Source organism: Brevibacillus brevis (assembly GCF_001039275.2).
GTDB lineage: Bacteria > Bacillota > Bacilli > Brevibacillales > Brevibacillaceae > Brevibacillus > Brevibacillus brevis_C.
Window position 1 is genome coordinate 4340489 of record NZ_CP030117.1, and the last position, 24512, is coordinate 4365000.

Annotated in this window: 28 protein-coding genes and 8 tRNA genes (1 of these 36 cut by a window edge); 3 read left to right on the forward strand and 33 right to left on the reverse strand. The window is 47.8% G+C overall.

Annotated elements, in window-relative coordinates; genetic code table 11:
* Window positions 1–23 precede the first annotated feature (23 nt).
* From AB432_RS20965 to AB432_RS21020, 12 genes are all read right to left on the reverse strand, one after another.
* Complete coding sequence (locus tag AB432_RS20965) at window positions 24–203, reverse strand: hypothetical protein (protein ID WP_048033934.1); 180 nt, start codon at window positions 201–203, stop codon at window positions 24–26.
* 149 nt (window positions 204–352) lie between these two features.
* The gene (locus AB432_RS20970) at window positions 353–700 is read right to left on the reverse strand and encodes a PspC domain-containing protein (protein WP_082195967.1); all 348 of its coding nucleotides are present in this window, start codon (window positions 698–700) and stop codon (window positions 353–355) included.
* Between the two features lie 116 nt (window positions 701–816).
* Window positions 817–1437: a flavin reductase family protein gene (locus AB432_RS20975; protein ID WP_048033935.1), complete on the reverse strand. Its 621-nt coding sequence runs from the start codon at window positions 1435–1437 to the stop codon at window positions 817–819.
* Window positions 1438–1456: 19 nt separating this feature from the next.
* Window positions 1457–2617 (reverse strand): homogentisate 1,2-dioxygenase, encoded by a 1161-nt coding sequence (locus AB432_RS20980; RefSeq protein WP_048033936.1) that lies wholly within the window; start codon window positions 2615–2617, stop codon window positions 1457–1459.
* Window positions 2618–2642: 25 nt separating this feature from the next.
* On the reverse strand, window positions 2643–3560 hold the full coding sequence (locus tag AB432_RS20985; protein WP_048033937.1) for a fumarylacetoacetate hydrolase family protein: 918 nt from the start codon (window positions 3558–3560) through the stop codon (window positions 2643–2645).
* A gap of 282 nt (window positions 3561–3842) precedes the next feature.
* Complete coding sequence (locus AB432_RS20990) at window positions 3843–4763, reverse strand: RluA family pseudouridine synthase (RefSeq protein ID WP_048033938.1); 921 nt, start codon at window positions 4761–4763, stop codon at window positions 3843–3845.
* Between the two features lie 84 nt (window positions 4764–4847).
* The gene (locus tag AB432_RS20995; protein WP_048033939.1) at window positions 4848–5327 is read right to left on the reverse strand and encodes a hypothetical protein; all 480 of its coding nucleotides are present in this window, start codon (window positions 5325–5327) and stop codon (window positions 4848–4850) included.
* A 73-nt stretch (window positions 5328–5400) separates the two neighbouring features.
* Window positions 5401–6105 carry an MBL fold metallo-hydrolase gene (locus tag AB432_RS21000; RefSeq protein WP_048033940.1) on the reverse strand — a complete coding sequence of 235 codons (705 nt, stop codon included), beginning with the start codon at window positions 6103–6105 and terminating at the stop codon, window positions 5401–5403.
* Between the two features lie 7 nt (window positions 6106–6112).
* Window positions 6113–6742, reverse strand: a complete 630-nt coding sequence (locus AB432_RS21005) for a TetR/AcrR family transcriptional regulator (protein ID WP_048033941.1) — start codon at window positions 6740–6742, stop codon at window positions 6113–6115.
* A 176-nt stretch (window positions 6743–6918) separates the two neighbouring features.
* Window positions 6919–7440, reverse strand: a complete 522-nt coding sequence (gene tpx, locus AB432_RS21010) for a thiol peroxidase (RefSeq protein WP_048033942.1) — start codon at window positions 7438–7440, stop codon at window positions 6919–6921.
* 89 nt (window positions 7441–7529) lie between these two features.
* Complete coding sequence (locus AB432_RS21015; RefSeq protein WP_048033943.1) at window positions 7530–8063, reverse strand: hypothetical protein; 534 nt, start codon at window positions 8061–8063, stop codon at window positions 7530–7532.
* A 49-nt stretch (window positions 8064–8112) separates the two neighbouring features.
* A complete protein-coding gene (locus AB432_RS21020; RefSeq protein ID WP_048033944.1) occupies window positions 8113–8556 on the reverse strand; it encodes a gamma-glutamylcyclotransferase family protein in 444 nt (147 codons plus the stop codon).
* A gap of 112 nt (window positions 8557–8668) precedes the next feature.
* Between AB432_RS21020 and pyc the strand changes: the two genes are divergently transcribed.
* Together pyc and AB432_RS21030 are read left to right on the forward strand one after the other, a co-directional pair.
* Entirely contained in the window at window positions 8669–12115 is a 3447-nt protein-coding gene (pyc, locus tag AB432_RS21025; RefSeq protein ID WP_048033945.1) for a pyruvate carboxylase, read from the forward strand.
* A 73-nt stretch (window positions 12116–12188) separates the two neighbouring features.
* Window positions 12189–12875, forward strand: coding sequence for a hypothetical protein (locus AB432_RS21030; RefSeq protein WP_048033946.1), 687 nt, complete (start codon window positions 12189–12191; stop codon window positions 12873–12875).
* A 74-nt stretch (window positions 12876–12949) separates the two neighbouring features.
* Here AB432_RS21030 and ytfJ read toward each other — a convergent pair whose 3' ends face one another.
* The 13 genes from ytfJ to AB432_RS21095 all read right to left on the reverse strand — a co-directional run bounded on the left by ytfJ (window position 12950) and on the right by AB432_RS21095 (window position 22060).
* Complete coding sequence (ytfJ, locus tag AB432_RS21035) at window positions 12950–13432, reverse strand: GerW family sporulation protein (protein ID WP_048033947.1); 483 nt, start codon at window positions 13430–13432, stop codon at window positions 12950–12952.
* Between the two features lie 108 nt (window positions 13433–13540).
* The gene (locus tag AB432_RS21040) at window positions 13541–14200 is read right to left on the reverse strand and encodes a DUF2953 domain-containing protein (RefSeq protein ID WP_048033948.1); all 660 of its coding nucleotides are present in this window, start codon (window positions 14198–14200) and stop codon (window positions 13541–13543) included.
* Window positions 14201–14266: 66 nt separating this feature from the next.
* Complete coding sequence (locus AB432_RS21045; RefSeq protein WP_235617517.1) at window positions 14267–15238, reverse strand: S-layer homology domain-containing protein; 972 nt, start codon at window positions 15236–15238, stop codon at window positions 14267–14269.
* 146 nt (window positions 15239–15384) lie between these two features.
* On the reverse strand, window positions 15385–16032 hold the full coding sequence (gene sleB / locus AB432_RS21050; RefSeq protein ID WP_048033950.1) for a spore cortex-lytic enzyme: 648 nt from the start codon (window positions 16030–16032) through the stop codon (window positions 15385–15387).
* Between the two features lie 94 nt (window positions 16033–16126).
* Complete coding sequence (gene spoVAE, locus AB432_RS21055; RefSeq protein WP_048033951.1) at window positions 16127–16477, reverse strand: stage V sporulation protein AE; 351 nt, start codon at window positions 16475–16477, stop codon at window positions 16127–16129.
* Window positions 16478–16481: 4 nt separating this feature from the next.
* Window positions 16482–17498: a stage V sporulation protein AD gene (gene spoVAD, locus AB432_RS21060; RefSeq protein ID WP_048033952.1), complete on the reverse strand. Its 1017-nt coding sequence runs from the start codon at window positions 17496–17498 to the stop codon at window positions 16482–16484.
* Between the two features lie 3 nt (window positions 17499–17501).
* Window positions 17502–17975: a stage V sporulation protein AC gene (gene spoVAC / locus AB432_RS21065; protein ID WP_048033953.1), complete on the reverse strand. Its 474-nt coding sequence runs from the start codon at window positions 17973–17975 to the stop codon at window positions 17502–17504.
* Window positions 17976–17990: 15 nt separating this feature from the next.
* A complete protein-coding gene (locus AB432_RS21070) occupies window positions 17991–18851 on the reverse strand; it encodes a DUF421 domain-containing protein (RefSeq protein ID WP_048033954.1) in 861 nt (286 codons plus the stop codon).
* Between the two features lie 84 nt (window positions 18852–18935).
* Window positions 18936–19142, reverse strand: coding sequence for a DUF1657 domain-containing protein (locus tag AB432_RS21075; RefSeq protein WP_007717150.1), 207 nt, complete (start codon window positions 19140–19142; stop codon window positions 18936–18938).
* 149 nt (window positions 19143–19291) lie between these two features.
* Complete coding sequence (locus AB432_RS21080) at window positions 19292–19495, reverse strand: alpha/beta-type small acid-soluble spore protein (protein ID WP_007717155.1); 204 nt, start codon at window positions 19493–19495, stop codon at window positions 19292–19294.
* Between the two features lie 79 nt (window positions 19496–19574).
* Window positions 19575–20705, reverse strand: a complete 1131-nt coding sequence (locus AB432_RS21085) for an MGDG synthase family glycosyltransferase (RefSeq protein ID WP_048033955.1) — start codon at window positions 20703–20705, stop codon at window positions 19575–19577.
* The gene (locus tag AB432_RS21090; RefSeq protein WP_048033956.1) at window positions 20705–21289 is read right to left on the reverse strand and encodes a YkoP family protein; all 585 of its coding nucleotides are present in this window, start codon (window positions 21287–21289) and stop codon (window positions 20705–20707) included. The genes AB432_RS21085 and AB432_RS21090 overlap by 1 nt, the downstream gene beginning before the upstream one ends.
* A gap of 120 nt (window positions 21290–21409) precedes the next feature.
* Window positions 21410–22060 carry a TerC family protein gene (locus AB432_RS21095; RefSeq protein WP_048033957.1) on the reverse strand — a complete coding sequence of 217 codons (651 nt, stop codon included), beginning with the start codon at window positions 22058–22060 and terminating at the stop codon, window positions 21410–21412.
* Between the two features lie 213 nt (window positions 22061–22273).
* Here AB432_RS21095 and AB432_RS21100 point away from each other — a divergent pair, with 213 nt between their 5' ends.
* Window positions 22274–23440 (forward strand): sensor histidine kinase, encoded by a 1167-nt coding sequence (locus AB432_RS21100; RefSeq protein ID WP_048033958.1) that lies wholly within the window; start codon window positions 22274–22276, stop codon window positions 23438–23440.
* A 295-nt stretch (window positions 23441–23735) separates the two neighbouring features.
* On the opposite strand, the gene AB432_RS21105 is transcribed toward AB432_RS21100, so the two are convergent.
* The 8 genes from AB432_RS21105 to AB432_RS21140 form a co-directional block, all read right to left on the reverse strand.
* Window positions 23736–23809 (reverse strand) — tRNA-Gly (locus tag AB432_RS21105).
* Between the two features lie 14 nt (window positions 23810–23823).
* A tRNA-Leu gene (locus AB432_RS21110) sits at window positions 23824–23911 on the reverse strand.
* A gap of 25 nt (window positions 23912–23936) precedes the next feature.
* Window positions 23937–24013 (reverse strand) — tRNA-Pro (locus AB432_RS21115).
* Between the two features lie 34 nt (window positions 24014–24047).
* Window positions 24048–24121 (reverse strand) — tRNA-Arg (locus AB432_RS21120).
* A gap of 6 nt (window positions 24122–24127) precedes the next feature.
* Window positions 24128–24203: transfer RNA gene (locus tag AB432_RS21125), tRNA-Gly, on the reverse strand.
* Between the two features lie 19 nt (window positions 24204–24222).
* Window positions 24223–24309: transfer RNA gene (locus AB432_RS21130), tRNA-Leu, on the reverse strand.
* A 65-nt stretch (window positions 24310–24374) separates the two neighbouring features.
* A tRNA-Lys gene (locus AB432_RS21135) sits at window positions 24375–24450 on the reverse strand.
* An 8-nt stretch (window positions 24451–24458) separates the two neighbouring features.
* Window positions 24459–24512, reverse strand: a tRNA-Tyr gene (locus tag AB432_RS21140) (it continues 31 nt past the right edge of the window).

A 24512-nucleotide genomic window follows, 5' to 3' on the forward strand; every position in this document is an offset into this window, starting at 1 on the left:
TTTTTGTCGCGCATAGAGCTGTTTTAGCGCTGAGCACTGGTTGCATACTTGTCTTGTTTCGTCGTCATCGCTTCTAATTCTTTGACGTCTTGTTCCAAGTCATGGATGTCTTCTTCAATCAGTTTTTTCAGATGTTGCTTTTCCCGCAGGATTTTGCGGGTTTGCTCCAAACGCTGATTCAAATCGAACACGCCGAGATACACTGCTTTTCCCTCCCTATGTAGGTTTTCCACCTTACATGTTATGCAGCGATCTCCAGAAGTTGCTGACCAATTTTTTTGTGGGATCAAAATAGGTAAAAGTGAAAAGAGACTTCCCGTGAGCGTAAAGCCCTGGAAGTCTCTTCTTTACTTTACAGTCCCTTGTATTTGCCCAATTCTTCACGCAGGCGATACACTTCCTGTACCAAAGCACGCTTCTCCAGACGGTCAATCTCCTGATCCAAATCGTTCATACGTGCATGTCCACTATATGGTACATCATGCATCGGGAAACCGTCTGAAGCGTATGACCATTGCGGTTCCTTTGGCATGATCATCGCCATTAGCAAGTAAAGCAAAATCGGTACTCCTGTAAAAACAGTGAGAACGACAACTCCTACACGCACCAGCGTAGAGTCAATGCGCAAAAATTGCGCAATCCCACCACAAACTCCAAATAACCGTTTATCATGAGAACGGTATAGTCGTCTTTCCATCATTGCATTCCACCCTCTCTACAGTATCCGCTTGCCTTGTATCTACAGGATACCCGATAGGCGAATCCGGTAAAATGGTCCGTAGAGGGATTTGTCCTCCGTCGCTGGACGGAGATCAATCACTTGGCAGGCGGCTCATAAACGGGGCGGGGACGATCAAACTGTTCGCCCAGAGTCGCATACGTATGGCCTGCTAATCTGCTAACGGGTGCAAACGCTGTAGCATCAATCCGTCCTGCATGATACAGCTCATCTGCTACATGTACATGCACCACTTCCCCGATAATCAAATCCGATGTGGTCGGACTACCTAATTCCACAATCTGATGCAGCTTGCACTCAAAATGGATGCGGGATGCACGTAGTCTCGGCACCTTGACGAGAACAGATGGGGCAACTTCCAGCCCCACTGCCTCTACTTCACTGATCTCTGGCGGATAATCAGCAGAAGTCTGATTGACTGCATCCACATTGTGTACGTCCACCATATTCACCACGAATTCTCCCGTTTGCATGATGTTTCGTGCCGTATCCTTTGGGACACTCCCCGGCTTGCGCATGACGGCAACTGAAACCATCATCGGTTCAATGCTGGCGACATTAAAATAGCTGAAAGGAGCGGCATTGACGATCGCCCCCTCCCCTAAGGAGGTGACCCAAGCGATCGGCCGCGGGACGATGCAACCGATCAAGAGCTTGTATTTTTCCTGCCGTTCAATCTCGTGAATAGCGATTTCCATTGCGTTTTTGCACCTCTTCCTATTCCTGCGGTGGCAACCAGCTTGACATGTATGCCTCATCCTCGATTTCCAACGCTTGCTTTGTAACGTGAAGCGGGTGGAATGTGTCCAGCATAACAGCAAGCTCCTGCGTTTCTTTTTTCCCAATGCTCGCCTCTACCTTGCCTGGATGCGGCCCGTGAGGAATCCCCATTGGATGCAGAGTGATCGAACCCTCGTAAATACCTTTTCTGCTCATAAAATTGCCATCAACGTAGTATAACACCTCGTCACTTTCTACATTACTGTGGTAGTAAGGCGCAGGGATTGCTTGCGGATGATAGTCATACATCCGCGGAACGAACGAGCAGATGACAAAGTTTTGACCGGCAAAGGTTTGATGGACAGGTGGTGGTTGATGAATGCGTCCAGTAATCGGTTCAAAATCATGAACACACAGTGCATACGGATACAAATAACCGTCCCAGCCCACAACATCGAACGGATGGAAGTCAAAGAAGTAGCTGTAGACCACAGATTGGCGTTTGACGCGCACTTCGAAGTCTCCGCTTTCCACATGTGTCACCAATTTTTCCGGCAAACGAATATCACGTTCACAAAACGGCGAATGTTCCAACAATTGACCATGCTCGTTGCGATAACGCTTCGGTGGCACGATCTCATTCTGTGACTCGATGACGAGGAAACGACTCTGCACAGAAGGTACTATCCGATAGGTCGTGCCGATCGGAATAACGAGGTAGTCGCCCGGCTTGTAAGTGAGTGTACCGAAAATCGTTTGCAGCTCTCCCTCACCTTGATGGACAAAGACAACTTCATCCCCATCCGCATTGCGATAAAAGTAATCCATCGGCTCTGTCGGTGCGCATACTGCCATGACGACATCGTTATTCCCCAGCATGTAGCGACGTCCGAAAATCGGGTCCCCACCCGGCTGAACATCAAACGTTTTAAAATGCTGATGCTTTAAATCAACCTGCTCCACATATTCCAAGCGGACGTCTGCGTATTTGCGCGTCTCCCTCACTTGGGTTGGTGGATTGTGGTGATACAGAATGGATTGAATTCCGGAAAACCCTTTGGTTCCCATCACTTGCTCGCGGTACAGTCCCCCATCCGGCTTGTAAAATGTTGTATGCCGCTTTTGTGGAACTTCCCCCATTCGTTGATAAAAAGCCATACGTTCCTTCCTCCTTTTTTCATCCTTATTCACAAATCGTATTGCGAAGCACACCGAGGCGTTCCACCTCTAGCTCCACTACATCACCTGGCGCAAGCCAAGCATACTGCTCTGTCCCGAGCTCCAAAATGCAGCCAGTCCCTACCGTTCCCGATCCGATAACATCTCCGGGATACAAGGAGCAATCCTCTGAGGCGCGGGCAATCATTTCAGCGAATGTATAGTGAATGTCTTTGAAGTTTCCTTTTGAATACTCCCTACCATTGATTCGTGCCACCATCTCCAGATCGTAGCGGCTGCCCTTTTCGCCTGTGATGCGTACATCCGCCAGCTCCTCCGGTGTAACCAGCCACGGTCCCATGGACGTTGCGAAATCTTTGCCTTTGGCTGGCCCTAAGCCGACCTTGACCTCTTCCCGTTGTATATCCCGAGCGCTCCAGTCGTTTAAGATACAATATCCTGCGATGTGCTCTTCCGCTCGTTCTACTGGAATGTTTACTCCTGCTTTTCCTATCACGCAGGCAATCTCCAGCTCATAGTCCAGCCACTCGGTTGCTTTGGGTCTGCGAATATTCGCTTGTGTCCCTGTAAAAGCTGCTGCATTCGAAAAATAAAAGACGGGGAAGTGATACCATTCGGGCACCATCGAAAGTCCGCGTTTCGCTCGTGCTGTCTTCACATGGGCCTCGAAGGCATAAAAGTCACGAAAGCTGACGGGACGTGGGAGTGGCGAACCTAGCTCGACTTGCTCTAAATCCCAACCATCCTGTGCCTCGTATGCTTTTTGGAGAACGGGTAACCAGTTCGCCCACTCCTCGAGTAAACCAAGCACTGTACTCGGCGCCTCCGGGCAAGCATGTGCAATATCTTTGACTTTTCCTTCGTGCAAGAGCCCCGCTCGCCAAGCATCCCTTTCCCTTTCTCGATAGGAAACCAGCTTCATGAAACCCTCTCCTTCTCTTGGGCAATAAGAAAACCCAGCTCACCCCCAAGGCAATTCCGGTGCATGACAAAAATAAAAAGGGAAGCCCTTTTTGTCAAAACGATCCGAAACAGGCATCAGGCGCAAGCTGGGTCTCGTCTGCTACTGAAAAAAATCTTTGCGGGATTTTCCCCCGCAGACAGCCAGCTATTCTCTGTTGTGTTTCCAATGTTTGTAACGAATTTCTTCTATCATATCGAAAACGCTTACAGCTTTCCAGAGGGAAATGACGAAATTTTTCGCCTAGGTCATTTCCTTGCACGGATAATCGGGAAAAAATTGTTGGACGAGCTGCTCCATATCACTTGGCAGCGGCTCCTCCCAGTTCATCGCAAGACCGCTACGCGGATGGACAAAGGATAGCCCCCATGCATGCAAAGCTTGTCTGCCGATATGCTCCCGTTCTCCCCCGTACAGATCATCTCCTGCAAGTGGGTGCCCTTCACTGCTCATATGTACGCGAATCTGATGCGTGCGCCCTGTCTCCAACTTCACCTCGACAAAACTCATTCCTTCCCCTCGGGCAAGCACACGATAATGGGTAACAGCTGTCTGCCCATCCGGCCTTACCTGTCTGGTGATAAACGAATTTTCCGCCAGTCCAATCGGCGCATCAATCGTACCTTCGTCTGACTCCACGAGCCCTTGAACGATAGCTCGATAGGTCCGCTGCAACGTCCTGATCTGCTGCATGCGGCTGAATTGTTCATGCGCCCATTGATTCTTGGCTACGATCATCAAGCCTGATGTATCTTTATCCAAACGGTTCACCGCTCGGAACTTTCTGTGCTCACCACGCTTTTTCCAATAAGCGATCATCCCGTTGGCCAAAGTCCCACTGGGATGATTTCCTGTCGGATGAACGACCAATCCCGCTGGCTTGGCGATGACCATCAAATCCTCGTCCTCATAACGGATGGAGAGCGGCATGTCCTCTGGGGCAACGGTCTCTTCCGCCTCTTCTTCAACCATGACTGCTATTTTATCGCCGGCATTCAATTTTTCGTTCACGAATACGAGGACGCCATTCCGTGTAATGGAGCCTTTAAATTTGGCACGAATGAGCAAACGACGCGATACACCATACCGCTTTTGCAGTACTTCTCGCACGGTTTGCCCTGCATCTGCCTCATCTACCGTAAAGCTTATTAATTCTTCTAGCATGTTGTCTCTCCTTTAAGTCTTCCCTTCCCCTCAGTATAACAAAAAACGATCATGGCTGTTTGGCCATGACCGTCCAGAATGCTATCAGATGTTGTCTTTCACTTCGATGACAAATGCATGACCTGCATCACCTTGCGTCCACTGACCGCGAACATCGAACAAATACCAGCCTGGCTGTTCGGGTGCTTTCCACTGATTGCCGTTTTCTACTGCTTGCTCAACTTCATTCATACCGTTCCATTGGGTTACCTTGAGTGTATTTGCAGTTGGCTGCTGGGCAAAAGTGACGGTCAGCGTAGCCCCAGGCTTTACTTGCAGGGGCGCAGGCTTTTGCTCTGCGACGAGTTCCGGTGGTGCCGCCGTATCCTTGCAAATCGCCTCGCTATTATAGCTCCAGCAGGAAGATGCAGGCACCGTCGCAGCAGTTTTTCCGCTCCATTCAATGACTGGCTGTGGTGGTTCCGCAAGCTGCGAAGTCCCTTGCGCGGACGATCCGTTCCCACACCCTGTCAGTAATAGTGTCGCTATCAGAAATAGTTGACCAAGCCATCCTACCTTTTTCATCCAATCACCTCAAACCTATGACGCTAGAAAAAGGGGATTCGTTTCATACAACTTGGCTCAGTCGATCATTGCCCTATGATTGCCAAACACGAGCAGGAATCGAAAAAGTAGTAGAGACCTCTTTTACATAGTCATCAAGTTGTTCTGCCGGATTTTCGATTGGCTTGCCATGGCATACTTCCAAATAGCGTGGTCGCAATTGGCGGACGATCAAACTGCTTTTGAGTGCTTCAGCCATATCCGCCGTAAACATCGGCATGGGACGATGCAATCTGCCGCGTTTGGAAGTAAACAAGTCTCCCGCTAAAAGAACTCCATCCTTTTCGTGATAATACACCACATGCCCCGGAGAATGACCAGGTGTCAGATAAGGTTGCAATTCGCCAATGGGAGCTATATTCCCTTCGGCATCCTCTGGCAAAGACTGAGCCAGGCCAGGCTGGACGTTTACTTCCAGCTTTTTACGACGAGGATACAGCTCTTTCCCTTCCATATAAGGAATCTCGATTCGATGGGCAAAGACTGGTACAGATTCTGCCGCCGCCATTTTTTTAACGGCCCCCACATGATCCGAATGACCATGCGTCAGCAAAATTCGTTTGAGTGGTCCTGCATTCAACTGTTTGATAAAAGCCATAATCCGGTTCGTCATAAATGGCATCCCTGCATCAACGAGCGTAACGCCATCTTCCTCCCTGACAATCCAGACCCGCAAAGGAATCAACAACCATGCTTTGATACACCAAATGTTCGCCGAGATTTGCTCCACTCTGATCATTCTCTCGTCACTCCCTGTTCATTATTTTTTGACTTCCTGCGAGAAAAACATCTACAGCTAAAGCGAATGTAGGTGCCAGCCTTTCTATCAAGCTGTCCAATGGTTCTTCGGAATGTGTATACGTACCGACGATGCCATGCAACGTGTAGAAGTAAATCCGTGCATGAGCCAGTGCTTTTTCTTCCTCTATGTCACTTGGCAAGCAACGTCTTACAGCCTCCCTCAATAAACCAAACAATTGATTCCGCAGCGTTTGCAAGTCTTTTTCCGGCTCCTCTACATCGATCCGAGAGGCTTTGATCATGAAGAATAAGGTATACATCGTTCGATTGCGCAAGCAAAAGTGAATGAACTGACTGCTGATTTCACGCAGGTTCTCTTCTGGTGTTCGTCCGTGTTTGGACAGTGTTTCTTCCATCTGTAGAGCCAAGCTTTGCAAAGGTTCCTTGGATAGATGATGAAGCAGAGCTTCTTTGTCCTTGAAATAAATATAGAGGGTTGTATGGGAACAGCCGGCTGCTTTGGCGATTTCCCTGATGGATACCGTATCAAAGCCTCGGGTTGCGAAAAGGTCTGCTGCCGCCGTCAAAATCGCCCGTTTCGTTTCTTCTGAGCGTATTTCTTGTTTGCTTGCCATGCGAGATATTCAGCTCCTTGCTTCTCGAAAAATTTATAACCAGTGGTTAGTAACCGTTGGTTATAATATAACCATTGGTTACTAAATGCGTCAAGACTATTTTTTCCACTTGCTGCAAATAAAAAAACTCCCTTTTCGTCACTTGGACAAAAAGGGAGCTTACTTATGAAAATTGCTTACTTCGCAGCTTGTGCAGCAGCAATCGCCGCTTCGTAGTTTGGATGCTCACCAGCCGCAGCCACATACTCAGCGTGTACAACCTTGTCGTTTGCATCGATTACGAATACAGCGCGAGCCAAGAGACGGAATTCTTTGATCGCTACGCCGTAAGCTGTACCAAAGCTCAGGTCTTTGTGGTCAGATACTGTTTTCACTTTGTCGATGCCAGCAGCACCGCACCAGCGGTTTTGCGCGAATGGCAGGTCAACGGAAACAGTCAGCACAGTAACGCCGTCCAATTTCGCAGCCTCTTCGTTGAAACGGCGAGTTTGTGCATCGCACACGCCAGTGTCAATAGAAGGGATTACGGAGATGATGCGAACCGTGCCTTTGGAATCTTCCAAAGTTACAGGGGACAGATCGCCACCTACTACAGTAAAGTTAGGAGCAGTATCTCCTACTTTGATTTCAGGACCGAGCAGTGTTACAGGACCACCTTTGAATACAAATGCGCCTTGACGCTCAACAGCAGTTGTCATGATTTCTTCCTCCTCACCAAATCTTTCAGTATGTACCTCAATTATCATACCCTATCATTCACTTTTTTTCACTATGCCAATAGTAGAAATTACAGATTCACTTGCACTTTCCCGCTTTGCTTGGCTTGTACCTCGGCGATTCGCTTCACTTCATGCTCATATTCCCAATCCGTTTTCGCATTCAGCTCATGACAGCGCATCAGCGCGTGATAGAGGGCAAAAGCGAAGGTAACCTGCTTCATTTCGTACCGCGTTCCATGTGCTTTCGGCAACGCCGTGTTGATAATCTCAATTTGATAGGTAGCTTTTTCACGCTTGTCTCTGACTGGCACGATATACCCCATACGCTTTAAGACATGACCGTAATCGAATTCTCCTTCATCGTCAAAATCGATGGTGTCGTCCGATGTTGCCAAATACTCCAGCAAGGTCCCCATATCCAACGTTTCGAAGCAAGCAGGCTTTGGCATGGACAAAACTGAGCCATCATTGTTTACAAAATAAATATAGTCGCGATAATGAAAGATCAGTTCATCTTCTGGAACTTCTTCGGGAAACATCCATTGATTTTGCGGTATCAGGTAACGCCAGATTTGGGCAGGTTCACAATGGAGTAATTCCATGGCAGGGCTCCCTCCTTTTCCCTACCAGTTTTGGCAAAACCAGCACTGGCTATTCAGACAGCTCCTGCATGTAGCGTCGCCAATTCCCATGCGGAATGTGCACGCCTGTTTGCTTGACCAGGTCTTGATCCAAATAACGATAAACGTAGACGTTCACGACCTGACCTGTTCCCTCCATCGTCGCTGGCACGATGATCCGTTCGTATTCATTGCGCGGATCACCCTGGCCATAGTACGTCTCCAGCTTGTCCAGTCCAGCTAGTGCTTGCTCGTACACGTCAGGGGCAAACATGACGATCTCCCCCACGACCTTCTGCTCGCCTTTCAGCAATCCCGGATAGCCTGCCGGCAAGTGATAGATCTCGCCTTGAATCGTCGCAGGTGTTGCCTCATGCTCATATGGTTTTACGTAATTCCTATGATTTCCAAAGCCCGCCAAAAGTGTGCCATACACAAATACAGGCAGCTTGTCGTTCTGCTTGTTCACGCTCATCTATCCTCCTGTGATCGAAAAAAGTGTGTCTTGTGTCGAGAAAATTTTGTATATTTGTTCTATATATAATTTTAATGCGTCTTTTTTTCCGAGACGTAAGGGGGAGAGAATAATGAAAAAGAGAAAAATCAATCGCCTACTGGTAGCAAACCGCGGTGAGATCGCCATTCGGATCTTTCGTGCAGCAACGGAACTCGGCATACGTACGGTAGCCGTATACTCCGAGCAGGACAATGTTTCTATCCATCGCTTCAAGGCTGACGAGTCTTACTTGGTCGGTGCGGGAAAAGGGCCTATTGAGGCTTACCTCGATATCGAAAGTATCATCGAAATTGCCAAGCGCAACGATATCGATGCCATTCACCCAGGCTATGGATTTCTTGCTGAAAATGCTGATTTTGCAAAGCGTTGCCAAGAGGAAGGCATCATTTTCATTGGACCATCCCCTGAGCTGATCGACAAATTCGGGGACAAGGTAGAAGCACGTCGTCTTGCGATTGAAGCGGAAATCCCAGTGATTCCAGGCACTCCGGAGCCGATCGAAACACTCCAAGAGGCGCTTCTTTTTGCCAAAGAATACGGCTACCCCATCATTATTAAAGGCGTATCTGGCGGCGGAGGGCGTGGCATGCGTATCGTCCGCAGTCAGGAGGAATTGCAAGATTCGTTAGATCGTGCACGTTCCGAGGCCCGCTCTTCCTTCGGCAATGCCAAGGTGTATTTGGAGCGATACTTGGAGCAGCCCAAACACATCGAGGTCCAAATTCTCGGTGACAACCAAGGAAACATCGTCCATCTGTATGAGCGCGATTGCTCCGTTCAACGGCGCCATCAAAAAGTGGTCGAAGTAGCACCGAGCCTATCGTTGGACGACAAACTGCGTGAAGATATTTGCCAGGCTGCTCTCACTCTCATGAAAAAAGCCGGTTATTCGAACGCTGGAACAGTCGAGTTTTTGTTGACGCCGGACAAGCGTTTTTACTTTATAGAAGTCAATCCACGTATTCAAGTAGAGCATACCATCACGGAGCTTATCACTGGAATCGACATTGTTCAGTCGCAGATTCGCGTAGCCGAGGGTCATGCGCTCTCCGATGAGGAGATTGGCATTCGAGCGCAAAGTGATATCCAGATGAGTGGTTTTGCCATCCAGTGCCGTGTCACGACAGAAGACGCTGAAAACAACTTCCTGCCAGATGCCGGTCGCTTGTCCGCCTGGCGTTCCGGTGGCGGCTTCGGTGTAAGGCTGGACGGTGGCAATGGTTATCCAGGCGCGATCATTACCCCGTTTTATGACTCGCTTCTGGTCAAGATTTCTACGTATGGCGCGAGCTTTGATCAAGCCGCTCGCAAAATGCTGCGCACATTGCGTGAGTTCCGTATCCGTGGCGTGAAAACGAACCTGCCGTTTTTGGAAAATGTCGTGACACATCCTGATTTTTTGAGTGGCAACTACGATACATCGTTTATTGACACCAAGCCAGAGCTGTTCATCTTCCCTGGCCGTCAGGACCGTGGTACCAAATTACTATCTTATATCGGAGACACGATTGTCAACGGATATCCTGGTCTTCAGAAATCGGAGAAAAAGCCGCACTTCGACTCGCCTCGCATCCCGCGGACACCATTTACCCAGCCATATCCGGACGGTACGAAGCAAATTTTGGATAAAGAAGGTGCCGACGGTCTGGTACGCTGGATTCAGGCGCAGAAGCAGGTGCTTGTCACAGACACGACATTCCGCGATGCCCACCAGTCTTTGTTTGCGACGCGTGTGCGCACGTACGATCTCGCCTCCGTTGCAGAAGCGACAGGCAAGCTCGGTTCCGGGCTCTTCTCGTTGGAGATGTGGGGCGGTGCCACTTTTGACACGACGATGCGCTTTTTGCAGGAATCTCCCTGGGAACGGCTGCAAATCCTTCGCCAACGCATACCGAATGTTCTGTTCCAAATGCTCTTGCGCGGAGCAAATGGCGTAGGCTACACCAATTACCCGGATAATGTGATTCATGCCTTTGTCAAAGCCTCTGCGGAAAACGGCATCGATGTCTTTCGGATCTTTGACAGCCTGAACTGGCTTCCCGGAATGCAAACAGCGATTGAAGCCGTACGTGAATCTGGCAAGGTCGCCGAAGCAGCGATTTGCTACACCGGAGATATTCTGGACCCGACCAAGACCAAATACAGCTTGGCCTACTATGTCAATCTGGCTAAGGAATTGGAAAAAGCAGGTGCCCATATTCTCGCGATCAAGGATATGGCAGGTCTTTTGAAGCCGTATGCTGCTTATTCCCTCGTCTCTACTTTAAAACAAGAAATCAGCATTCCGATCCATCTGCATACGCACGATACATCAGGAAATGCTGGCGCCATGCTTCTGAAAGCGATCGAAGCAGGCGTGGATATCGTCGATGCTTGCGTCAGCTCCATGTCTGGACTCACTTCCCAGCCAAGCTTGAACGGGTTGATCGCGAGCTTGGCCCATACGGAGCGTGAGACTGGCTTATCTCTTGAATCGTTCAACAAGCTGTCTGATTACTGGGAGGATGTACGTCCGTACTACCAAGGCTTTGAAAGCGGCATGAAAGCGAGTAACACCGAGGTGTACGTTCATGAAATGCCTGGAGGCCAATACACCAATCTGGAGCAGCAAGCCAAAGCGGTTGGACTGGAAGGTCGTTGGGACGAAGTGAAGCACATGTATGCTGTCGTCAATCAGATGTGTGGCGACATCGTAAAAGTGACGCCGTCATCCAAGGTCGTCGGTGATATGGCCCTGTTCATGGTCCAAAACAATTTGAATGAGGAAAACATTTGGGAGAAAGGCACACGCCTCGACTTTCCGGATTCCGTCATTCAATTTTTCCAAGGGTATCTCGGCCAACCGCCGGGAGGGTTCCCGAAGAAGTTGCAGGAGCTCGTGCTAAAAGGTCGCGATGCCTTTACGGCACGTCCTGGCGAATTGCTCGCGCCCATTGACTTTGCGCAAGTTGCTTCTGAGTTGGAAGCCAAAATCGGACGTGAACCCAGTCATTTAGACGTCCTGTCGTATATCATGTATCCGCAAGTCTATTTGCAATTTGAACAACGCCTGAAGGAATACGGTGATCTGTCGGTATTGAATACGGGAACGTTTTTCTACGGATTGCGACCGGGTGAGGAAACTGCCATCACGATCGAGCGTGGTAAAACATTGATTATCAAGCTGGTCGCAGTCGGCGAGCTTCATCCAGATGGCCGACGCATCATCTATTTTGAACTAAACGGACAGCCACGTGAAATCTTCATCCGTGACCAATCCGCAAAAGTCTCTGAACTGATCCGCCGAAAAGCAGAAGCGCAAAACCCTGCCCACCTCGGTGCCTCCATGCCAGGAAAAGTGCTCAAGGTGCTTGTAGCAGAAGGTGACAAGGTGCGAAAAGGCGAGCATCTTCTGGTGAGTGAAGCGATGAAAATGGAAACGACGATTCAAGCCCCGCTCGACGGAAAAATTAAAGCCGTCTACGTGAAAGCAGGCGAAGCTATTCAAACTGGCGATCTGCTCATTGAAATGGAGTAGGCATCGTCTATAATAGGAGATAGTAAATTGTTCCTGGGGATTCATTCCATTTACATTTGAGGAGGTGACCGACATGAAAACGAATCGAGTCAGCCATGTTCCATTTACGCAGCGGGTAGGCCGCTATCATTCCCATATGCTTCAGGCAAAACTAAGCACCCCAGTCAATCCGATTCTCAGTTTTAATTTGCAGCCGTACTATACTCGTCAGCAGCAATGGACAACGGAGCTTTCCGATTCCTTATCGCGTCTGTACCGGTTTTCCTCAGATTTGGAGAAGAGTGCTCGGGAATTCATTGCCGCCGGGAAAGACAGCGAGGCTGGACCTGACATTGAGGGATTACATGAGCGAACACAGTCATTAATAAGTAAATACAATCGCCTGAAGCTATTTCTTGCGGAAAAAGCAGATACCTTGACGACACAAAAGCTGGATGCATTCGCTCAAGTGGCAAAAGACGCAGAGGAAAAACTCCAAACGTTTGGAATCAAGCTGTTACCAGATGGACAACTGGAAATGGACGATGAGAAATGGTTGGAGGCCGTACAGACCAGCTATATGGACTATACAAATACAATGGAGCGTGTAGCCCAAGCATTCCGAGCAGGTACATTGGGATTGCAAAGCAAGCCCCTTGGCTCCTTTTCACGTTACTACGAGGAAGCGATGGCCCTCCATCCTTATATCGCCTCCTCCAGCTCGAGCCTTCATTATCAGCATGTTGCGAAAACAGGCTTGTATGTAAACGAACTCTGGTAATGCCATACGTTTACTACCGAAAAACAGGTATGCCCCTTTTATGGAGCATACCTGTTTAGTGCTTGTCTTCCTTTTTACTTTCTATCCATAAGGTCTTCCAAATCTTGTTCTTCTGCTCTGGCAATTATCGTATTGGAATAAACAGTAGGTTCATCGGATTTGGTAAACATCCCCTGAACTTTATCCACGATTTGCGGAACAGAATCCAAAATCCGGTCGTAGAGATGGGTCGTATTTTCAAGCGGGATCGAACGAATTCCTTGTTTGCCTACGACCAAAAAAGCTACAGGCGTGATGGAGACACCGCCCCCACTCCCCCCGCCAAACGGGTGACCCGTATGTTCATGTTGCTGATGGTGTTGGTGGCCATTATGATGCTGATCGTATTGGAACTCACTACCCCCGGCCGCGAAACCAAATCCTACCTTGGAGATCGGAAGAATGACACTACCGTCAGGTGTTTCAACAGGATCACCAATGATTGTATTCACGTCCACCATTTGCTTAAGATTTTCCATCGCTGTTCTCATGAGGCCTTGAATCGGGTGGTCTGCCATATTTGTCGCTCCTCCTTCCTATCTGTGTCATGTTTTATCATTCCCCCAACAAATCCGAAGCATGTACCCTGCACAAGGGAATAAATATGCATGCTCTTACATTTGTGATTAGGCACGCGTAGGCGCAGCTTGCCATTTTCGCTGTTTACTTTTTCGAATCTGCAGAAAGACTTTTAGCGCGTAGAAAACGAACTGACCCAATTTAAAATGCAACACCGCTTGAACTTTCGTATGTAGAAGTGCTTGGTTCCAGACAGGCTGTACACTCATGGCAGGCATCGTCTGTAAAGAGATGGAGTGGGAGAGAATCCCGACAATCAAGCTTTTCACTCCCCAGATTAGTCCTGTCAGTGCTCCTGTTTCCGCTGCCTGACCTGTGCCCAACAACGTATGCCATTCTAATTTCGAACAGCGAATTTGTTTGAACAGGTCTTTTAGCAAAGGCAGCAAGTCACGTACTCTTTCTAACACGTCACGATAATTGCGATACCATAATTTCACTTGTCTCCGCGTAAAATCTTTGACCTTTTCCCGAAGCTTGCTTCCATGCTGGATCGTTTCCAGCTTTGCAACAAGCTCTGGCCCAGCTTCTGTCATTTTCAAGAGGAGAATGGGAATTTCGTATTTCCTGCGAATGATACCCCAAGCTGCAATCGTAATCTCCAATTGATCATTATCGCCCTCGCGACTGTATAAACACGTCAACTGTATTGGCGTGATTACTAGTAAGACAAATAAACCAAGCAATCCTAGCAACACCCATACCATGAAAAAATCCCACCCCTTCCACGTTAGTATGAGTGGAAAGAGCAGGAAATATGTTCAGCATTTTTATTAATCTAGCACGTATACTTTAACGCCTTTTTGCAAGCCGTGATTTTCAGCTTCGTTCAACGTCGGAAGATACAGATCCACATGGCGTTGCTTTACCGCACCACCGATATCAGCTGCCACTGCATAGCCGTAGCCATCGATGTACAAGTGCGTACCAAGCGGGATGACATTTGGATCAACCGCTACAACACCTTCGCGTAATGGATACTCCAGATACGACAGAATCTTGTCGTTCGTGTAGCTGTAAGCAGTCGTCTGTACCGTTAATTCCTGGCGAAAAGGTGTCCCGTTCGCGAGGGCTTTTGTCATTCTCGGCTTATCCGGAAGCAAGTGAAGAGCCGCGTATGTGGCAGCTTCGGCCCTCGTCATGTACTTGTCCGGCTTTAATGTACCGTCCTCATAAGCACTCATTAACCCGTTTTGCATGGCGTAAACAAGTGGGCGCTGCTCTTTCTCTTTCACGTTGTTCCCATCTGGGTATTGGTTCAATGTCTGGATCGTCGTAGACCACTTCAAGTTATTGACTACTCCGCTGTCCCCCATCGTTCTTACCAGAATAGAGGCAAGCTCTGCTCTTTTTACTGGGGCATCCGGATGTAAGTATAGGTGATTTCCTTGCTTCTGCCCATGGACAATTCCCAGTCGATAGGCCGTCTCTGCGTAGGACGACAGCCAACTGTTTGCCGGTACGTCCGCAAAGGATGATTGCTTGTTGCCAAGAGGTTCAATTCCTTTGGCATTCACAAACATCGTGAGCAGTTCGCCCAATGTTACGTTGTCATCAGGTCGAAAATATTCGTTTTGTCCAATTACGTCGGCTATGTATAGTTGATTGATTTCTTGTTCTGCCCAATGGCCGCTAATGTCTACATAAGGTGTTTCATTCATGTGAGTTGTTTCTGCCTCGACAACTGGTGTACCTATGAGTAAAAAGGCTGCCAGCGAGGCAAGGATCATCCGTTTCTTCATCATCAACCTCCATGGGGAAATATGCGAATCCTTTCGTATCATTTTATCGAACTATTTTGCAAAAACAATGAACAATAGTTTCCAGTCAAAAGGAAAGCCCTCGAACAGCATCATGACGAAAACTGTTTCAAGGGCTGCATGAACAATGATTATATGGCAAAAATGTGTTTGCCGATCTTCTTCACTTGTGTACGAGACCAAATCCAATCGGAGGTCGCCGTAACAGGGTTAAAGTAGTAAAGAGAATTGTTTGTTGGGTCCCATCCTCGTACAGCATCCCAAGCTGCCTGGTAAGCAGTCTTGTTAGGAGTCATCCAGAATTGTCCATCATCTACTGCGGTAAACGCTAATGGCTCAAAGATGACACCGGCAAGTGTATTGGGAAAGTTTTTGGACTGGACACGGTTCAACGCGACGGCAGCCACAGCCACTTGGCCCTCATAAGGTTCTCCACGTGCTTCGGAATAAACCAACTGCGCCAGCATCTGCATTTCCGCTTTATTTACCGACACTTTCTTTAGAACGCGCCATGTATTTGGACCAGTGATACCGTCAATCTGTAATCCGTATGCTTTTTGAAACTGTCTGACGGCCTTTGTTGTATTCACACCGTAAATGCCATCCAAATTGCCATTGTAATAGCCCAGCATCTGCAAACGATACTGCAAATCCCATACATCCCCGGTCACACTACCTCGTTGAATCTGTGTGGCTGCCAGGGAGTCGGCCGGGATAATAAACGCTACAGCCATAAAGGCAGCAAGCAAGGTTGTTACTGCTTTCTTGCTCCACCACATAAATTGTTCCCTCCTTTACCCAACTCATTCTACAAGTTGGCGAAAGTAGGTTCAATTCAAGTATTTTGGAACAAATGGCAACATGTACCTGTCATTATCCTTTTGGTCGAAACAAGACTGCCGTGATAAATCCGAAGACGATAGCAGCCGAAATCCCCGCACTCGTTACTTCAAAAATGCCGGTAATAATGCCAATAACTCCATGCTTCTCGGCCTCCGCCATTGCCCCGTGCACCAGTGCATTTCCAAAGCTCGTGATGGGTACTGTCGCTCCTGCTCCGGCAAAATTAACCAGTGGCTCGTACAGACCAAGTCCGTCTAGCACTGCTCCACTGACAACAAGAGAAGACATCGTATGGGCAGGTGTGAGCTTGACGACATCCATGAGAAATTGACCGATTAAGCAAATCGTTCCTCCTACGAGAAACGCCCACAAAAACATCATGGTATCACTCTCCAAGTTGCTCCGACTCAACAGCCACGGCATGGGCGATGCAAGGAATGCTTTCTCCCTGCTGGAAGGTCAACGGGGATAAGAGGGCTCCCGTGGCAACCAGCAAGATCCGCTTCCATTCTCCTTGCTTCATCCGCCGAAGTAGGTGCCCGTACGTCACTGTAGCGATACAGCCACATCCGCTACCACCTGACCACACATTTGGATTTTCTCCATAAATGAGCTTCCCGCAATCGACATAACGCTCTAGTGGAATGCGCATGTGATGCTTGGGCAACAGATCAGATAAAATGGCATGGCCCGTTCGTCCTAAATCCCCTGTTACAATCAAATCGTAATGATCGTGAGGGAGCTGAAAGTCACGGAAATGCGACTCAATCGTGGATAACGCGGCTGGCGCCATCGCTGCTCCCATATTGAATGGATCTGTCAATCCCATATCGACTACATGCCCGATGGTGGCTCCCGTAATCCGTAATCCCTTACCCTGACTGGCTACAACAGCAGCCCCTGCTCCCGTCACGGTCCATTGTGCCGTTGGGGGCTTCTGTGAACCGTACTCCGTTGGATAACGATATTGCTTTTCCGCAGCCCCATTGTGACTGGAGGTAGCAGCCAAGACGTATTCAGCAGCTTGACTATTCACCATGAGAGCAGCCAAAGCCAAGCCTTCCATCGCTGTTGAGCACGCTCCGAAAATCCCCAGAAACGGAATCGAAAGCGTCCGGGCCGAAAAGCTGGCAGATATGATCTGGTTCATTAAATCCCCGGCAAGCATAAAGTTTATTTGTTCTTTCGTAAGCCCCGCTTTCTCCACCGCTTTCGAGCACGCTTCTTCCAGAAGGACTTTCTCCGCCTTTTCCCAACTGTCTTGTCCAATCATCAAGTCACCGTGCAAGATATCAAAGTCGTCGGCTAACGGTCCCTTAGCCTCAAAAGGCCCACCAATCGCAGCGTGCCCGAGAATGACAGGTTTTAAAGGAAAGACCCAAGACTGATGACCTTGGCGCATCCGTCAGCCTCCCATCGTAAACAATGTTTTGATCAAGCCAACGACGAAGGCCGCCGCCACTCCAAACACAATCACTGACCCCGCGAGCTTGAACATGTTACCGCCGACCCCCAGTACAAATCCTTCGCTGCGGTGCTCAATGGCTGCAGAAGCAATCGAGTTGGCAAAGCCCGTAACCGGCACACTCGTTCCTGCCCCAGCCCATTGGGCAATCCGGTCATATAGTCCTAAACCGGTCAAAAGAGCCGAAAGAATGATCAAGACAGCTGCTGTAGGATTCCCAGCGGTTTTCTCCGTAAAATCGAAGTAATGAATGAACATTTCTTGTATCCCTTGTCCGATCATACAAATGCCGCCACCCACTAAAAATGCCCGGGTAAAATTGCGCAAAAGCGGTCGTGGTGGCTCGTGTGTCTTTGCCAATTGCTGATATTCTTGCTGGACGGGGGTCAGCTTCTTCTTTTTTTGATCTGCCATGCCGCTCACTCCTTTTTACCGTATCATGAATGGTTTTACTTGATCGATAATCTGTTGTAGCTGTTCCGAATCGGTTTGGTAGGTACGCTTCATTTGTTCATTCTTTGTACTGAGTGCATACAGCTCCAGATCCGCCTGACATTTTTTCAATGTAGCAAAAGCCAGCTTCATCGCTTGGGCACCAGGAACCATCAGTTTATCGTCATACAGGTCGAGATAGAGCTCTCCACCTTTGTCTACTTGGCCGAGGAAAACATTTTCCAAAGCCACTCCCGCTTTTTGCAGCTCCGTGCGCACCCATCTGCGATTCAGACCTGCTGTTGCCAGGGGCTCATCCATGATCACCCCATCCATAATGACCACTTGATTCTCTTCCGAAGGAGCAACTGTCAATTCAAGGTGTTTGGGGGTTACTGGCTGACTCTCTGATTTTAAAAGGACACTGACTTCCCCGCTTGTTTCCATTAATGCAAACTCTACATCGGCTACTCGGAACACGTTTTTGATTCGTAATTGCTCCATCAAGTCTTCCGCGGTCAAGCGTTCCTTTTTCAGATTGTCTTCCAAAATCTTGCCTTCCTTGATAAGAACCGTTGTTTTCCCTTCAAATAAGTCGCGGAGAACCTTGCTCTTGAGTGAAAGCCACTCCATTAAATAAGGGAAAAGCGCAAAAATCCCCATGGCGATCAAACTATGGTAGACCGGCCCATCCATTTCGGTTGCCATAAAAGCCGCAATTGAACCGATGCTGATGCCGACGATATATTCAATGTATGTAAGTTGCTTAATTTGCCTTTTCCCAATGATCTTTGTCAATAGAAATAAGTAAGCAACAGCGCCTATTGAGCGCAAAAGGATGGATAACCAATCAGGCATAAGCCACCTCCATCACCTGAGGTGATTTTTATAGATAGTAAAACCAAGAGAGAGGAAGTCCCTCTCCCTTTCCCTATACTTCCACTAGAATCCCTTAAACTGTGGTTCTTCCTTTTCCAGCTCCGTTACACGCTGCTGGAGGTTGTCTACGATGGATTGCGTTTGCTCTGCTGCTTGCGAATACAATTGCTTTGCTTTCTTGTTTTGCGTGCTAAGAGCAAACGTTTCAAAATCTGCTTGTGCACCTTTCAAGCTGGCAAGCGTTTGTTTTACTTGTGCTCCTACTGTCATATCCACTCACCTCCTAACACATATAGAATCCGCGTCCACCCATTATTTATGCAGTGATCTTCTCCATTTTCATTTGTAAATAATTACCTTTTATTAGAAAAACAAAAAGAGAGACACCATAGGTGCCTCCCTTCATCCAGCTTATGAGATTAGCCACGTCCAGCCAGTTGTTGCTCAGCAAAGGAGACAAGACGTTTTGTAATCTCTCCTCCAACTGAACCGTTTTGACGGGAAGTGGTGTCTGGTCCAAGCTGAACACCGAATTCGGATGCGATTTCGTATTTCAGTTGGTCCAGAGCTTGGTTTGCTTGAGGAACCACCAGATTGTTACTGGATCTGTTGTTGTTCGCCATTTGTATCACCTCCTCGTCGTTTGTAAGTTTAATATGTGTGAAGTTTTGCTTGTTCATTCGTTCTTTTTTTCTTCCAATTTTAGTCTGTTAATTGGAGCAGAGCATGGGCTATTCGATGAGCTGCTTCTGGTCGCCCCAGCTTGTCCAAACCTCTTACAAAAGCATCCTTTTTTTCAGGCTGACGCCATGACCTGATGATTTCTTTGATTTCTACTGGCGTTTCAGCCAAGATCGCCGCTTGTTGCTCGAGTAAAAAGGAGCAATTATGCTTTTCTTGTCCAGGCAATGGGTGGAATAAAATGAGCGGTGTCTTAAGAGCGAGTGACTCCGCGCATGAAATGCCACCTGGCTTCGTTATATAGACGTCAGCTGCTCCAATCCACTGCCACATTTGCGGCTCAAATCCTTTCAATAGAAAACGATGCTCAGTGCTCTCCGTACCTATTAAGCCCGCCAGACGTCTGTACAGGCTTGTATTCTTCCCTGTGACGACTACGATCTGCAATGGTTGCTCTTCCAACAGCAACTCTCGTACGACCTGCTCCATTCCACCATAACCGCCTTCTCCCCCACCAATCAGCACGGTGAATTGATCCGGCACGAGTCCAAGCTGTTTTTTCAAAGCCGCTTTGTCGGTATGCAGCGCTGTAGTAAAAGCAGGCCGAACTGGAATGCCATAAACGTGAATTTTCTCAGGGGCAATTCCATAGCGTTCGATTAGCATTTGCGCAATTTGCTCGTGTGCCACCATGTACGCATCAATTTCTGGATGAACCCAAAACCGATTGATATGAAAGTCCGTAGGTACACAAACGAGCCGGAAAGGCTTGGACACCCTTCTCTTCGCTTCTGCCAATGCGGACAAGCAGTATGCATGCGTGGCGATGACGACATCTGGCTTCTCTTCTTGCAACAGTTGATTGGTTAATCGATCGGATAGCCACCATCCCAGTACTTTGGTCAATGCACTGCCCAGCATTTCTTCTTGTTCATAGATGCGTTGCCACACGGGTTGACCGTAGCGCAGTATATTGCGATAAAAAAAATGAGAGAGCACACGTAAGCCTGGACTGGCGGTTTTCAGTCCTCCCACCACTCGCGCCGATCGTGCACCCTCCATTTCCAGTAAAACTTCTTGCAGAGCTTCAGCAGCCATCCGATGACCACTCCCTGCCCATTCCTCTGTCACTAACAGAAACCGCTTTGCCATTAGTAGGACTCTCCTAGAGGCTGCTTGCCCTCAGCATATCGATTAAGTAAAAATTCCTTGGACATATAAACACGCTTTAAGGGCATTTCATGATTCCATGATTGCAATCGTCGCTTTCCATTGGGATGCACGATTCTAAGCATGAGACGCAAGTACCATCGCTTGTATCGAAAAAACCAAGTCATGGGCACATCAGAAATGGAAAATCCTAGGGGTGTTACCCCTTTATGTAGCATGGTCGTTCCCACTATCCCTTTTATTTGGTCTTTATTTTCCATGGAATTCAGGAACGTGGCTAGCTTCGGCAGTGATTGGAGGATATGTCTTCGCAAAAGAAGTGCCACGCGCAGTTCATCCTTCATTCCTTTGCACAGTGTCGCAAAGTAATAATTGTGTATATGTAGCTTTAAGATCAAATCCCCGTCATGAATGATGCAGTTATCGGTAGTAACGAGTGGCTCTCCCCGATAGCGTAAAACAACAACGCGAAATATATTGTTCCCTTTCTCAATATAGGTAAGTCTGGTGCAACGCTGGTAGATTTCATCCCAGTATCCCCATAGCATCAAGAGGCTTGTATTCATTTCGAAATAGTTCCTTTCCCGCTATGTTTTCATTCAGCTGGAAGTGACCACTTCCATTCCGCAAAACGGTCATGACCTTTGTTGTAGTATGCCCAACAATGTACAATCCTCATCACCTTTTCACGTCCTTTTCATCCGCCCCCAAAACATAACTACTACGGCAGCCAATACAGGCAACCACATATGATTGAGAAGCAATGGATTCACCCACTTCCAGACATACGGATCCTGAAGGCACATATCAACTGCTGTAAAGGTAAGAATTCCGCCACCTATAATGACCATACTGGGAAAACGATTCATCACGCGGGCGATCCACACACTTCCCCACATTAATAATGGAATGCTCATTGCTAATCCCAGCAAAACTAACCATAAATCGCCATGTGCTGCTCCACCAACTGCCAAAACATTGTCCAAACTCATGACAAAATCTGCTACTATGATGGTCCTGACTGCCTGACCAATTGTCTGATTATGCGATACGTCTGCGAGCTCTTCATTCTCACCCAGCATCAGCTTACACGCTATCCATAGCAATAATAATCCCCCGATTGCCTTCACGAGAGGAATATCCAACATCCAGGTAGTCATTCCCGTTAGCACAATTCGCAAGAGGATTGCACCCAATGTCCCATATAAAATCGCCCGTTTTCTCTCATTTCTTGGGAGTCCGCGGCAGGCCATACCTATGACCACAGCATTGTCGCTGCTTAATACCAGATCGATCATAAAGATGTGTACAAGACCCAGCCAAAAATACTCGCCCATCCCTGCCTCCCTGGTCCAATAAAGTTCGTCCATTCTACTTTATGCGACTGGAATCGGACTCATGATTGAATATTTTTCCGAAAAAAGGCGGTTTTCAGCGGATTTTGTAGATAAAAACTTCCGAAAAAAATACATTTTATTGCGAAATCAGGCTAATTATACCTTGTCTAAATTAGGCATTTTCCCTTACGATTTTAATGGGGTGGATAAGAGATGGTGGAGACTGTGACGCTAAACCTTTATGAGATTTCAAGGAAGATTTTAGACTTAACACCAAGTATCACCACAATATGGCTGCAAGAAATTGTTCGCAGCATGGAAATTCCCGTAACCATTCCTCGCGATTTTGCAGAAAAACGAACAGTGCTCTTGGCTCGCTATCTGGTTGAGGATGTAGATCATGACATGCAGACTTGGGCATTAGATATGGGAGAGTGGCTTCGTTCTCAGGAATTCCCTTTCTCCTCCATTTTGCGCACGTATCAATTGTACCGGAATGTATTCTGGCGGGTTCTCCAACCGGAATTGCAAAGATGGTCCCTCTCCTCACAAGAAATGCATTATTTGGAAAGCCAACTGGGCAAGGCCATGGATGAAAGTGTCTTCTGGGCTGTTTATCATTTTGAACAAATGATTAATAAAGAACTGGTCCAGAAGGAAGAAACGATCTCCTATTTGCATAACGACAAATTGACCATGCTCGGTAAAATAGCCGCCAATATGGCTCATGAGCTGCGCAATCCGTTGTGCGCCATTGAAGGGTTCCTGAAGCTGATCGGCGAGTCTACACAGGAACAGGCCCAGCTTCAGACGTATATCCAAGTCGTCATGCATGAATTTGAGAATTTACATCGGCAACTGACCGGATTCCTCAGCTTTTCCAAAAAACCAATTCTCGACGAAATTTTTAAAATCGTTCAAGTAGAAGAACTGCTTGAAGAAGTAGAAATGCTGATTACACCGCGCCTCGTGGGAGAAAACATACGTTTTGAAAAACAAATCCACCCCTGCTCACTCGCATGCTATGAAGAAGGCTTGAAGCAAGTTGTCGTCAATCTATTAAACAATGCCATTGACGCCGTACAAAATCGTACAGACAAGTATATTCATGTCATTTCCACTTCTTCAGATGGATGGCTCTATTTGAGTGTGGAAAACAACGGCGAAAGGATTCCAACCGAAATCGTGGAAAATCTTTTCCAACCATTCTTTACGACTAAACAAAATGGGACAGGTATTGGCTTGTCCATCTGCAAAAATATTATTGAAAAACATCAAGGCACGATCCATTGTGATTCCAATGAAAAACGTACACGCTTTATCGTTTCTCTGCCTATTGCGAATGTCCAGGAAGTTGGTCCTCGCATGGAAGCGCTCTAGGGTCGCTCTCTTTTGTATCACGCAAAAAAGCCCCCTGACAAGGCAGGAGGCAAGGCAAGAGATCCGTTACCAATTATTTCATCGGTAAGCGACCTTAGTTTTACTGTACACGAAAACATATGTTTCTACCATAGAAAACGTCAGACAGCTTTCGACAAAAAATTATACCTGTATTGAACAAAGGCTTATCTGCTCAAGTATGGGATAAGCCTTCATACTTTTTCCTCAAGTAAAAATAGGCCTGCTTTCCTAGATACAAAAAAACAGAGAACCTATTGGCTCTCTGCTTTATGTATGGAGCGGGTGATGGGAATCGAACCCACGCGACCAGCTTGGAAGGCTGGAGTTCTACCATTGAACTACACCCGCATGAAAATAAATGCTGGTGCCGAGGACCGGACTTGAACCGGTACGGGAGAAACTCCCGACAGATTTTAAGTCTGTTGCGTCTGCCCATTCCGCCACCCCGGCAAACCTGTAAAACGTGGGCAAATCATGGTCGGGAAGACAGGATTCGAACCTGCGACCCCTTGGTCCCAAGCCAAGTACTCTACCAAGCTGAGCTACTTCCCGACATTATTTCTTCTTCACTTTTGTAGTAAAGAAGCGTGCCCTGAGAGATTCGAACTCCCGACCTTTTGATTCGTAGTCAAACGCTCTATCCAGCTGAGCTAAGGGCACATGTTATGGAGCGGACGAAGGGTCTCGAACCCTCGACCTTCGCCTTGGCAAGGCGACGCTCTACCAATTGAGCTACGTCCGCATTGTAAGAAGAAATTGATTGGTGCGGTCGAGAGGACTTGAACCTCCACGGTGTTGCCACCACTAGAACCTGAATCTAGCGCGTCTGCCAATTCCGCCACGACCGCATTTTCCCATCCAAGTAGCCAGAGCTGTTAATAAGCCGACTTTCACTTTTCGGGTTTATAAAAACTGGTGAGCCATGAAGGACTCGAACCTTCGACCCTCTGATTAAAAGTCAGATGCTCTACCAACTGAGCTAATGGCTCATGAAAAATGGTGGGGAGAGACGGATTCGAACCGCCGAACCCGGAGGGAGCAGATTTACAGT

Coding starts and splice junctions, on each gene's coding strand:
- AB432_RS21095 (WP_048033957.1), bottom strand. CDS start 22,060: ATGGGCGAGTATTTTTGGCTGGGTCTTGTACACATCTTTATGATCGAT.
- AB432_RS21020 (WP_048033944.1), bottom strand. CDS start 8,556: ATGAGCGTGAACAAGCAGAACGACAAGCTGCCTGTATTTGTGTATGGC.
- AB432_RS21090 (WP_048033956.1), bottom strand. CDS start 21,289: ATGAATACAAGCCTCTTGATGCTATGGGGATACTGGGATGAAATCTAC.
- AB432_RS21070 (WP_048033954.1), bottom strand. CDS start 18,851: ATGCCTGATTGGTTATCCATCCTTTTGCGCTCAATAGGCGCTGTTGCT.
- AB432_RS21075 (WP_007717150.1), bottom strand. CDS start 19,142: ATGACAGTAGGAGCACAAGTAAAACAAACGCTTGCCAGCTTGAAAGGT.
- AB432_RS21030 (WP_048033946.1), top strand. CDS start 12,189: ATGAAAACGAATCGAGTCAGCCATGTTCCATTTACGCAGCGGGTAGGC.
- AB432_RS20980 (WP_048033936.1), bottom strand. CDS start 2,617: ATGGCTTTTTATCAACGAATGGGGGAAGTTCCACAAAAGCGGCATACA.
- AB432_RS21100 (WP_048033958.1), top strand. CDS start 22,274: ATGGTGGAGACTGTGACGCTAAACCTTTATGAGATTTCAAGGAAGATT.
- AB432_RS20985 (WP_048033937.1), bottom strand. CDS start 3,560: ATGAAGCTGGTTTCCTATCGAGAAAGGGAAAGGGATGCTTGGCGAGCG.
- AB432_RS21080 (WP_007717155.1), bottom strand. CDS start 19,495: ATGGCGAACAACAACAGATCCAGTAACAATCTGGTGGTTCCTCAAGCA.
- AB432_RS20970 (WP_082195967.1), bottom strand. CDS start 700: ATGATGGAAAGACGACTATACCGTTCTCATGATAAACGGTTATTTGGA.
- spoVAE (WP_048033951.1), bottom strand. CDS start 16,477: ATGATGTTTTTGTGGGCGTTTCTCGTAGGAGGAACGATTTGCTTAATC.
- AB432_RS21045 (WP_235617517.1), bottom strand. CDS start 15,238: ATGATGAAGAAACGGATGATCCTTGCCTCGCTGGCAGCCTTTTTACTC.
- tpx (WP_048033942.1), bottom strand. CDS start 7,440: ATGACAACTGCTGTTGAGCGTCAAGGCGCATTTGTATTCAAAGGTGGT.
- sleB (WP_048033950.1), bottom strand. CDS start 16,032: ATGTGGTGGAGCAAGAAAGCAGTAACAACCTTGCTTGCTGCCTTTATG.
- AB432_RS21005 (WP_048033941.1), bottom strand. CDS start 6,742: ATGGCAAGCAAACAAGAAATACGCTCAGAAGAAACGAAACGGGCGATT.
- AB432_RS20990 (WP_048033938.1), bottom strand. CDS start 4,763: ATGCTAGAAGAATTAATAAGCTTTACGGTAGATGAGGCAGATGCAGGG.
- spoVAC (WP_048033953.1), bottom strand. CDS start 17,975: ATGGCAGATCAAAAAAAGAAGAAGCTGACCCCCGTCCAGCAAGAATAT.
- ytfJ (WP_048033947.1), bottom strand. CDS start 13,432: ATGGCAGACCACCCGATTCAAGGCCTCATGAGAACAGCGATGGAAAAT.
- AB432_RS21085 (WP_048033955.1), bottom strand. CDS start 20,705: ATGGCAAAGCGGTTTCTGTTAGTGACAGAGGAATGGGCAGGGAGTGGT.
- AB432_RS21000 (WP_048033940.1), bottom strand. CDS start 6,105: ATGATCAGAGTGGAGCAAATCTCGGCGAACATTTGGTGTATCAAAGCA.
- AB432_RS20975 (WP_048033935.1), bottom strand. CDS start 1,437: ATGGAAATCGCTATTCACGAGATTGAACGGCAGGAAAAATACAAGCTC.
- AB432_RS21015 (WP_048033943.1), bottom strand. CDS start 8,063: ATGGAATTACTCCATTGTGAACCTGCCCAAATCTGGCGTTACCTGATA.
- spoVAD (WP_048033952.1), bottom strand. CDS start 17,498: ATGCGCCAAGGTCATCAGTCTTGGGTCTTTCCTTTAAAACCTGTCATT.
- AB432_RS20995 (WP_048033939.1), bottom strand. CDS start 5,327: ATGAAAAAGGTAGGATGGCTTGGTCAACTATTTCTGATAGCGACACTA.
- AB432_RS21040 (WP_048033948.1), bottom strand. CDS start 14,200: ATGGTATGGGTGTTGCTAGGATTGCTTGGTTTATTTGTCTTACTAGTA.
- pyc (WP_048033945.1), top strand. CDS start 8,669: ATGAAAAAGAGAAAAATCAATCGCCTACTGGTAGCAAACCGCGGTGAG.